Here is a 9620-nt window from a genome sequence, read left to right as displayed (position 1 = left end):
GCCCTGTCTGTTGCATCCAGATGAATTCGATTCATTTTTATTTATTAATATTTATAACAACTATTTAATTTAAAAATAGTTAATATTAATTTATGAAACATACTATGGGCAGGTATTATTATAATTAAGTTTAAGCCTTTAGAGATAAGACAAAAAAACAGCTGCCTTTTGGACAGCTGTTTTTTTGTTATTTATTTTCCTCCGGGAGGACAATTCTGTTGTAAGAATTTAGTATAAGTCAGGGCAAGATGCCGGCTTGTTCCTTCGCCTTCGTTTATACTGTGTGTGCGGTTTGGATAGGCCATGAACTGAAATACCTTTCCATTTTTAATGAGCTCATTGATCAGCATTTCTGCATTTTGATAGTGAACATTATCATCGCCAGTGCCATGTATATAAAGTAAATTACCTTTCAGGTTTTTAGCGTAGCTGATAGGTGATCCTTTGATATAGGCCTCTTTTGTTTTTAATGGAGAACCCATATATCTTTCCTGATAAATGTTGTCGTAGGTAAGCTGATTACCAACAGCTGCAATAGCAATTCCTGTAGTGTAGATATCCGGATACTGGAACATTAGGTTGAGGGTTGAAGATCCACCTCCGCTCCATCCCCATACAGCCACTCTGCTTTTATCAATGAAGGACCATTCCAATACTTTTTTTGCACCCATAGCCTGATCTCTGATGTTGAGTCGTCCGATATTCTGGTAAATGCTCTTACGCCATTCCCTTCCTTTTGGAGCTGGAGCACCTCTGTTTTCAAGAGAAATATACACATAACCATCTTTAGCCATATCACCTGCGTATAAGAAATCACGTCCGGCACCATAGGTATCAGTTACCGTTTGTGAAGCGGGTTCTCCATAAACATAAAATACGACAGGGTATTTTTTAGTCTGGTCAAAATTGTCTGGTTTTTTCATCCATCCGTCAAGTTCAATTCCATCTTCAGTTTTGACCTTAAAAAACTCTACTTTGTTTTTTGGTGGTTGTGTTCTACCTAACTGGTTGGTGATGCTACCATCCATCGTAAACGGATTGCCGGTTGTTAAATTCATCCATTCGAAAATAGGCCTTAAGTTGGCATTCTGATAGGTATGGAAGGCATATACTCCATTTGGAGAGATATCATAACTGTGTGTACCAGGTAAAACAGATGGGGTTACCATCTCCAGCTTTCCTTTGCCATCCAATTTGGTCTTATACAAGTATTTTTGAGTAGCATTGCTTGGGGAGGCAATGAAATAAAACTGATTGTTTTTCTCGTCAATCAGCAAGCTTTCAATTACATCATAATTCCCTTTATTGATGAGGGTTTGGCTTTTTCCATCTTTACTGATTCTGTAATAGTGTTTCCAGCCGTCTTTCTCACTTACCCAAATAAATTCTTTGTTGTTGTTTAACCATTTCCACTCTTCTCCGGCATCTATCCAGGCCTTATCAGTTTCCGTATAGATGTTGTTCACAGCGGTAGTTTTCGCATTGGCAACAAAAAGTTTACTTTCATTCTGTTCCCTGTTCAACTGCTGCAAAATAATGTCGTTACTACCGGGAATCCAATCCATTCTTGGAATATAGTGCTGAATATTGTCTCCTGGAACAGGTATCCAGGAGGTTTTAGCCGTATTGATATCTACAATTCCAACTTTGCAGGAAGATGGATCTTCCCCAACTTTTGGATACTCTACCGGAATAGTGAAAGGATATATGGAGTCTGTATTGTTGATCATTAGGAAATTTTTGATCTTACGGGCATCCAGTTGCCAATAGGCAATGGATTGACCATCAGGGCTCCATCTGAAACCATCCCGACAGTCGAATTCTTCTTCATATACCCAGTCAAAAGTTCCGTTGATCAAACGATCTGTTCCATCTGTTGTCAGGGCTTTGTTCGTACCGCTTGTAAGATCTTCTACATAGAGGTTGTGTTTGCTTACATAGGCAACTTTTGTTCCATCAGGAGAAAACTTAGCAAACATTAACGAAGAAGCAGGTTGAGTTTTACCAATTTGTGTAATGGTGTTACTGGCCAGATCTGCTACATAATAATCGCCCCGCGTTTCGTAGCGCCATACCTTTTTACTGTTTGTAAAGATGAGGGCTTTTTTGCCATCGTCAGAAAGTTTAAAAGATTTGATATTATACTCGTTTAACCCCTTTATACCAAGTAAACTTGCCGGGATTACCGTTTTTCGATCATTTTTTGGAAGGGTTAAGGATATAATTTCTCCCCCGGAAATCTCGTAATAAGAATTTCCTTCTTTTGTCCAATTGATTTCACCTTTGTTTTGCGCTTTTGCCTGGATAAAGATGAAAAACAAAGCAGTCAGAAAGCTTAGCTTAAAAGCGATGTTTTTTACATTCATGTTTAAAGTTCTATAAATTGTTGATATACTTTTTGCAGGTAAGTTTTACCCTGTTTAAGGGTTTCTTGTGTTTGTTCCTCCTGATGTCTAAGGTCATTGTATAATACCCTTTTTCCCGTATTATCAAAAGTAACTGATTGTTTTGGATTGATAAAGCCCAGACCATTGTCCCAGCTAAAGAAAGCAAAAGGTTTGGTATAGGGGTTCAGAAGGTTTTTGCTCCAGGTAAACTGGCCGGCATTCATGCCCAACTGCGTAAGAAGGGTAGAGGCCAGATCAATCTGACTGCCAATTCGGCTAAAGGTTTTTCCCCGGAATTCCGGTTTGATCACTTCTCCGTAAAACAGAAGAGGGATGTGGTAACGCTGCGGCATATAAACTTCATTTGTCTCTTTTGGCAGGATATGGCCATGATCTGCAATAAAGATAAAAAGAGTGTTTTTATACCAGGCCTCTTTTTTTGCTTTGGTTAAATAATCATTGATGCACGAATCGGTATAAAATGCCGTGCTTTTAAACCGATGAGCATTGTCGGAGGAACCAAATTTATACTTTCCAGGAACTTCAAAAGGTTCATGGTTGGTTAAGGTCATGGTGGTTGTAAAAAAGGGCTGCTTCATCATTTTCAGGTCTCTGAGTTGCCTGTTGAAGACGACACCATCATATGCTCCCCACTTAGAGGTTAGCTCACTGTCTTCAAACTTATTCTTATCAATTAGCTTTTGATAACCGTGAGTCAGGATAAAGGCTTTGTAGTTGTCAAATTCAGATTCGCCTCCATAGTAGAACGCAGTTGAATAGCCATTCTTGTTAAGTTCCTGGGAAATGGCGGGCAGTTTATGCATTTTACTGGTGTACTTTACCAGATTTCCGGCCGCAAGACTTGGAAAACCTGCCAGTGTACCAATGATGCCTTTATCTGTCCGGTTGCCCGTGGAATAAATACTACTAAACAGGACACCTTGATGTGTTAAACTATCAAAATGCGGCGTAACGCCATCCATATTTCCTAATACCTTGGTGAGATCTGCTGTAAAGCTTTCCATAATAAAAAGCACCACATTTGGCCTTGTTGTAGTTAGGATATTTAAGGTTGTGTCTTTTTCTACATGGTAAAGATCCCTCACACTTTCATCTGCCTGCTGTTTGCTGTAATAAAGATATTTGTTTTTATGTGCACTTAAAGAAGCGATAACACTGGCAAAAAGATTCCATTCTGTATTGACTGCAGCATGGTTTAAAATGATCCTGTCAGAAAAATAAGCAGAACTCTGGTTCATGGTGGTTACACCCCAGCCTCCTCTGATCAGCAGGAAGTTAATGCCTAACAATAAAATGCAGACAGTAGTTTTCGCCCATAAAGGGAACTGTATAAATGTGAGCTTCCTGCTCAGGAGTAACTTCTGAAGCAGTAGGCTGGTCACCATCAGCATCCCCAATATGAAAAAAGTCAGAACCAGGGGAGAGGATGCACCAGAAGCCAGGGATTCATTAGGGGAACTGAATGCAAAACCAATTGCTTTTGCGTTCAATTTGGTGCCCCATTCTCTATAAATATTAAAGTTAATCACGGAGATCAGACTGAACAGGACAATCAATATGGTATTGTATATCGTCAGCCATTTCATTTCTACCGTTAAACGGCCCTTAAAAAGCCAGAAAAGATAAATGAGCAGTGGGGCAATGGTAATGTAAGCCACCATAGAAAGGTCTATGGGAATCGCATTATAAAATGTAGCTAGTATCTCCTGTATAGATACAGCGCCCAGTTTCTGGTGGTAAAGTACCAAAAACAGGGCTCTATCTGTAAAAAAGAAGATTAACCAGAAGACATAAAAGCGAATAAAAAATATAAGACTTTTTAGCATGAAATTAGGCTCCGCCTCTCATTGCCTCCAACTCTGCCATTGTTTTTACTTCATAACCACTAGGTACATCTAAAGTAAAAGGGCCTGCGTTTTGTTCTTTAATACTTTTTATAGTTAAGGTTGTTTTAACACCACCTTGCGTTACGGTAAATTTAATTGGTGTTGCTTTAAGTTCTTTAAACTCGGTATTTATTGCGCCTGGCGTAAGTTCAATTTCTTTTGTTGCCCACAATTCATAAGTGCCGCCATTGTTGTCTTTGTACGTGTATTTTTCAGTATTGTAACCAGATAAAACTTGTTTTTCTCCTGTAGCTTTAAAGTCGCTGTACTTAATTCCGCCAGTTTGTTTTTCCATGTCTTCTTTAGACATTTTAGCTGCAAATTGTTTTTGTGCGACAGGAATACTGATCAATAGTAGACCATTATCTGTAGAACCATCTTTAAAGATGGTTAATAAAGCAGGGCCCATTTCCATTCCCAGTTTTGAAATGTTTCCGTTAAATTCCAGTTTGTTTTCTGAAGGAAGTGCAGAAACATCAACAGCTGCTTTTTGTTCAGGCGTCAGATTGTATTCTATGCCATAAACGATTACACCCTGCTGGATTTTTTTTTGCGCATGCGCATAAATTGCTGAGCTGATTAAAATAAGCGCTAAAACGCCTGTTTTTATTGATTTGAACATAATTTACTATTTAAGGTTACCAATTTATTTTCTCTTTATTAATAAAGGAAGCTATGCCTCTTTTAAAGTCTTCGCTTTCCCGTACTTTCGCGTTTATTTGTACAGCCATATCCAGGCTTCTTTCTAAATGCGGATTGGTGGTTTGACCAATGAGCTGTTTAGTGACCATCAAGGAATTGGATGAAGCGTTATTACACAAATTTAAAGCAAAATCTCTGGTATTTTGACTAATATCTTCTTTGTTTATTACAAAATTAATTAAACCATATTCCAGCGCCTTCGCTGCAGTGAAAAGATCACCAGTTAACAGGACTTGTTTGGCAATGGTTTCGCTGGTCTTGCGCATCAGAAAGCAAGATACAATAGCCGGAACAAATCCCAGTTTAACTTCAGTATAACCAAAGTTGGCTTCGGGAACCGAAAATACCAGGTCACAAACAGTAGCCAATCCACATCCTCCTGCAATTGCATGACCTTCTACCTGTGCAATAACGACTTTGGGCAATTTATAGATGGTCAGAAAGAGATTTTTAAGATTTTCTGAGTCAGCAAGGTTCTCCTCAAGGGAGTTTTGTTGCAATTGTTGTAAATAAGCCAAATCAGCACCTGCGCTAAAGGTACTTCCGTTAGCCTTGAGTATAATGACTTTAACATTTTCATCATCGGAAGCTTCCAGCATTTTGTTTGTCAACAGTTTGATCAGTTCCGGATTTAAGGCGTTGCGCTTTTCCGGTCTGTTCAGTGCTATTGTAGCAATGCGGTCTTCTACAGAATATAGAACCAGCGATTCAGTCATAGTATGAGTAATAAGCTTTGTTGTGACTTCAAAGATGCTTTATTTTCTTTAAACCCTGGTAGCTAAATTTAAAATGAACCTCTGAAATCCTATGCTGATCCAGGCAAGGCTTAATATAAAACTTAAAAATAGTGCTCTTAGGGGTTGCATCCGTTATTAACGTTGCTTTGTTTGATTTGATATATATACCTGTATACTTTTGTTTAAGTCTCAATACAATTATTTTTTGCTGCCTTCGGGCAATAAGTTGCTGATGAAGCATGGATACTTCCAGCAGCAAAAAGAAAAGCAGGGAAGTAAAAAGAAGTTTTTTCTTTGCATGGTTTAAGGACAGGATAAACAAGATAAGGCCTGTACTCAGAAGTATAAGTTCTGTCTGGTTAATCCATATGGCAGAAATACTGGCAAAGGGCAAATCCGAAATCCATCGCAGGCCTGAAGTTGTGAAACGGATTAGCCATTCAAACGGAGTGACCAAAAAATAGCATCTAAATAAAAGCATAACTAATCCTGTATACATGATGAGTGCTGCAGGCATCATAATGAACAGATTACTGAAAAGGAAATAAACTGGAAATTGGTGGAAATAGTAGATGCTTAAAGGAAAGGTTGTAAGCTGAGCAGATAAAGACATAGCTAGAATAGACCAAAATCTGTTCATCCATATGAACTTAAAAGAAAACCATTTACAAATCTTTGGCTGGAGCCAGATCAAACCAAAAACAGACAGATAGGATAGCTGAAATCCTATGTCAAAAAGAAGAAATGGCTCATAAAGGAGTATGCAAAAGGCGGAGAAACCTAATATATTGTAGCTATTTGTTTTTTTGTGAAGTGTTTTGGAGAGGATGAGGACGGTAATCATGATTGCGGATCTTAAAACTGAAGGCGAGAAACCTGTAATCAAAGCATAAAACCAAATAATGAGGATAATGAATAGTGCTTTAAGGAATAATAATGAAGAGGTTCGGTTTAAAAAAAATAGGATCCAGTTAAGAACCAGGTAAATGATGCCAACATGCATTCCAGAAACAGACAGCGCATGGATGGTCCCTGTTTTAGCGTAAGCATCTAAGGTTTCAGGGCTAAGATCTGATCGGTAACCGAGGATCAATGTTGAAGCTACAGCATAGGCTTGCGGATCATGGATGAGTTTTTTATAGATATCTACCTGTTTTTTTCTCAAATTCAGTGCATAAGAAATCAATGGATTTCCTTTGTTTCGTTTTAGAGGCTTGATGTCTTCCTTTTTAAAATAGGCCTGATGGTAAATATTTTGCATGGCCAGCCAGGACTTGAAATCAAATGTTGAAGAAAGTAGAGGAGCTGCTACAGCCCGATATTTTGCTTTAACAATAAGGATATCTCCATACTTTAAAGGCAGAAGCCCCCAATTGTTGATTTGAACAGAGACGAGGAGATGCCCCGTACAAGCCCGATATTTTCCTTTAGTTAAACCAGCTGTTACTTTTGACTCGAAATGCAGCTGTGTATTTCTGAGTTGCGGTTCTCCTGTAACCTGTATTTTTAATAACTCAAATTGAGAGCTGGAGAAGTGATCTTTTTGTAGCAGTTCCTTTTGCAAAAGGCAGAGTAATGCACCTAAAAAGAGGATAAGTAGGTACACGGTTAATAATATACGATGTTTAAACCGATAGACTTTAGGAGTTGAATAACAGAAATTCAGCAAGAGTAACCCGATAAACAGTAACACAGATGCCACTAATAGTGCATTTCGCAGAAAGATGGAAGGAAAGGAGTACCCCAGAACAATTCCTGTTGCGAAAAACAGCGGCAATTGAAGAAAGATCGTTTCCTGTCGTTTTAATTCCATTTTCAGAATTGATAACGGAGTTGAATTTTAAATTCTGATTTGATATTTCCCTGAATTTCATCCAGTCCTGAACCAACGGCCTCTGTCTGCTGATAGATAAATATGGCATAACGGGTCCATAAGTCGAACTTTCTGAATAAGTTATATTTGAGATTAAGATAAGATCTTAGTCCTTTACCGTTGTACATGCCAAAAGCAAATCCGTTAAGAACATCATCCTCATAAGCATATAATCTGGATTCGTAGCTGTCGGTATGAAAATAAGCCAGGCGTAAATTTCCCGATAAACGGGAAGACAAAGGTTTGTAGTCAATATCCTGACAAAAAAGGTACCCGTTTTCAGCAATGCCTTCGCCCTTTTGATATCTGCAGCTTTCCATACGGTTTTGAAAGCTTATCTTTCTGTTTAGCCGCCAGTAGGTTTCTAACCTCCAGTTTTGTTTGCTAACTGGTTCAAGATATTTTAAAGACACTTTAGAATCTGTGTTTTGCTGGTCGAGTTTTGTTTTAAATCTGGCAGTTAATTTGAACGTTTTAAAGGGATTATAAACCAGTTGCCCTTGTGCTTCATAGCCAGAGGAAGCTGCATCTACCCTATATTTTAGCCACGGAAAGTGAAAAATATCGGCGTAGAGGGATGCACTCCACTTTTTATCAATATTATAATTTAAACCGGTATACCAACCTTTTTCATTTGAAGCATCGCTGTTTTCGCCTATGGCCTGGCTAAAATAACTGTGGTAATCGAGGTCATAGTTTCTGTGGAGCAGTATCGCAGACAAGTGATGGGAGAGACTGGCCATTATGCCATTAGCCATTGCTGCTCCCCCGCCCGGGCTTTGAGCTCGCTCTCCGAAAAGGTATAGGTTCCTAAAACTATAATTGTAATGGAGTCCAACGTTTAAAAGATCTTTTCCAGTGAAACCTAGCGCATTATAAGGTCTGTTGCCTGTTATAAATGCATTCTCATAATGAGAAGCGTAGGCTATTGTCCCTATATTTAAGTTGTTGCTGAGGTATTGCAACACGCTGCCATAAACCAACTGGCCCAGACTGTTTTTGTTTTTGATTTCTGATCTAGTCCTGTGCAAACCGCTTACACTGATGTTGACTTGACCATACTCACCATTAGGCAATAAACTTTGACTTGCATCTACATGTTTGTAAGAAATAAAGGGAGAAAATTCAATATGTCGGGTTACTTTTATTGCAGCAGCCACTCCTCGAAAAAAGGAAGATTCATTAGAGGAAGTGTATGCTTTTAATCCAAGGTCTTTTTTTGCTGCGCTGGTTACATCAGGTCCTTTCCCAAACGCAAAGCCAGACCATAAAGTTAAGCCCTGACCAAATTGGAGACTGTAATCTCCAATAACGAGTTTGGTTATTCTCCCAAGGTGGTTAAAGCCTAATGAAAAGGAAGAGAAATCAAAGTTGTATTTATTGTTTCCGCTAAAGAACTCTTCTCCTGCATCTTTTTTGAATACAAGAGAAGCTGAAAAACGGTCACTATAGTTATATCGGTATTTAATCAGTATTTTTCCCGGTGTTCCAAGATATCTGCTACCCGGAAGATCTCTGTAGCCTTTTTGTTTTTCCAAGCCCTGTGCATATCTAAACACCAGACTCTGGTTTGCCCTGCCCCGCAAATCTCTGAAGGAAGGAATTTCAGTTTCTGGGTATTCACCCAAAGTCACAAATGGCAGCAGACTTGAAATGGTTTCCAGATCAAATGCATCAACTACCTGTAGCTCTTCAATTGCCAGTAATTTTCCATTACTGAGTATATGCGCAAAAAGATTACTGATCTGCAGGGAGGATAAGAATACAAAATTTTTCAATTCCTCTGCAGAAGTATGGTTCAGATTGACAGGGTGTTTTCTGTAATAATTTAATCTTTCTGTAAGTTCTGAGAGATCATAATCGTCCGGTAGCGTTGGAGCAAGACGTTCTACAATCTCTTTAATAATGTGTTGTTCCTGGGCCCTGGTAAATGAAGGAGTAAGAAGTACAAGAAGCAGGAAATGACGTAAGGATTTATTCCAAAGTAAATTGATCATTCTAAATGTATTTACAT

At 38.6% G+C, this 9620-nt stretch carries 6 protein-coding genes; all 6 read right to left on the bottom strand.

The annotated features are described in order from the left end of the window. Positions 1 to 191: 191 nt before the first annotated feature. A complete protein-coding gene (locus DBR11_RS00030) occupies positions 192 to 2366 on the bottom strand; it encodes a S9 family peptidase (RefSeq protein ID WP_108549561.1) in 2175 nt (724 codons plus the stop codon). A gap of 2 nt (positions 2367 to 2368) precedes the next feature. Then, entirely contained in the window at positions 2369 to 4234 is a 1866-nt protein-coding gene (locus tag DBR11_RS00025) for an LTA synthase family protein (protein ID WP_108549560.1), read from the bottom strand. A 4-nt stretch (positions 4235 to 4238) separates the two neighbouring features. Next, on the bottom strand, positions 4239 to 4916 hold the full coding sequence (locus tag DBR11_RS00020) for a hypothetical protein (protein ID WP_108549559.1): 678 nt from the start codon (positions 4914 to 4916) through the stop codon (positions 4239 to 4241). A 16-nt stretch (positions 4917 to 4932) separates the two neighbouring features. Then, positions 4933 to 5712: an enoyl-CoA hydratase/isomerase family protein gene (locus DBR11_RS00015; protein WP_108549558.1), complete on the bottom strand. Its 780-nt coding sequence runs from the start codon at positions 5710 to 5712 to the stop codon at positions 4933 to 4935. A gap of 28 nt (positions 5713 to 5740) precedes the next feature. After that, positions 5741 to 7546, bottom strand: coding sequence for a ComEC/Rec2 family competence protein (locus DBR11_RS00010; protein WP_108549557.1), 1806 nt, complete (start codon positions 7544 to 7546; stop codon positions 5741 to 5743). Positions 7547 to 7548: 2 nt separating this feature from the next. Next, positions 7549 to 9620, bottom strand: a 2072-nt coding sequence (locus DBR11_RS00005; RefSeq protein ID WP_369974408.1) for a hypothetical protein, incomplete at its 5' end; no start/stop codon positions are given.

Source organism: Pedobacter sp. HMWF019 (assembly GCF_003061025.1).
Classification (GTDB): Bacteria; Bacteroidota; Bacteroidia; order Sphingobacteriales; family Sphingobacteriaceae; genus Pedobacter.
This window is presented reverse-complemented; position numbering and strand designations above follow the sequence as displayed.

Coding starts and splice junctions, on each gene's coding strand:
- DBR11_RS00030 (WP_108549561.1), bottom strand. CDS start 2,366: ATGAATGTAAAAAACATCGCTTTTAAGCTAAGCTTTCTGACTGCTTTG.
- DBR11_RS00025 (WP_108549560.1), bottom strand. CDS start 4,234: ATGCTAAAAAGTCTTATATTTTTTATTCGCTTTTATGTCTTCTGGTTA.
- DBR11_RS00020 (WP_108549559.1), bottom strand. CDS start 4,916: ATGTTCAAATCAATAAAAACAGGCGTTTTAGCGCTTATTTTAATCAGC.
- DBR11_RS00015 (WP_108549558.1), bottom strand. CDS start 5,712: ATGACTGAATCGCTGGTTCTATATTCTGTAGAAGACCGCATTGCTACA.
- DBR11_RS00010 (WP_108549557.1), bottom strand. CDS start 7,546: ATGGAATTAAAACGACAGGAAACGATCTTTCTTCAATTGCCGCTGTTT.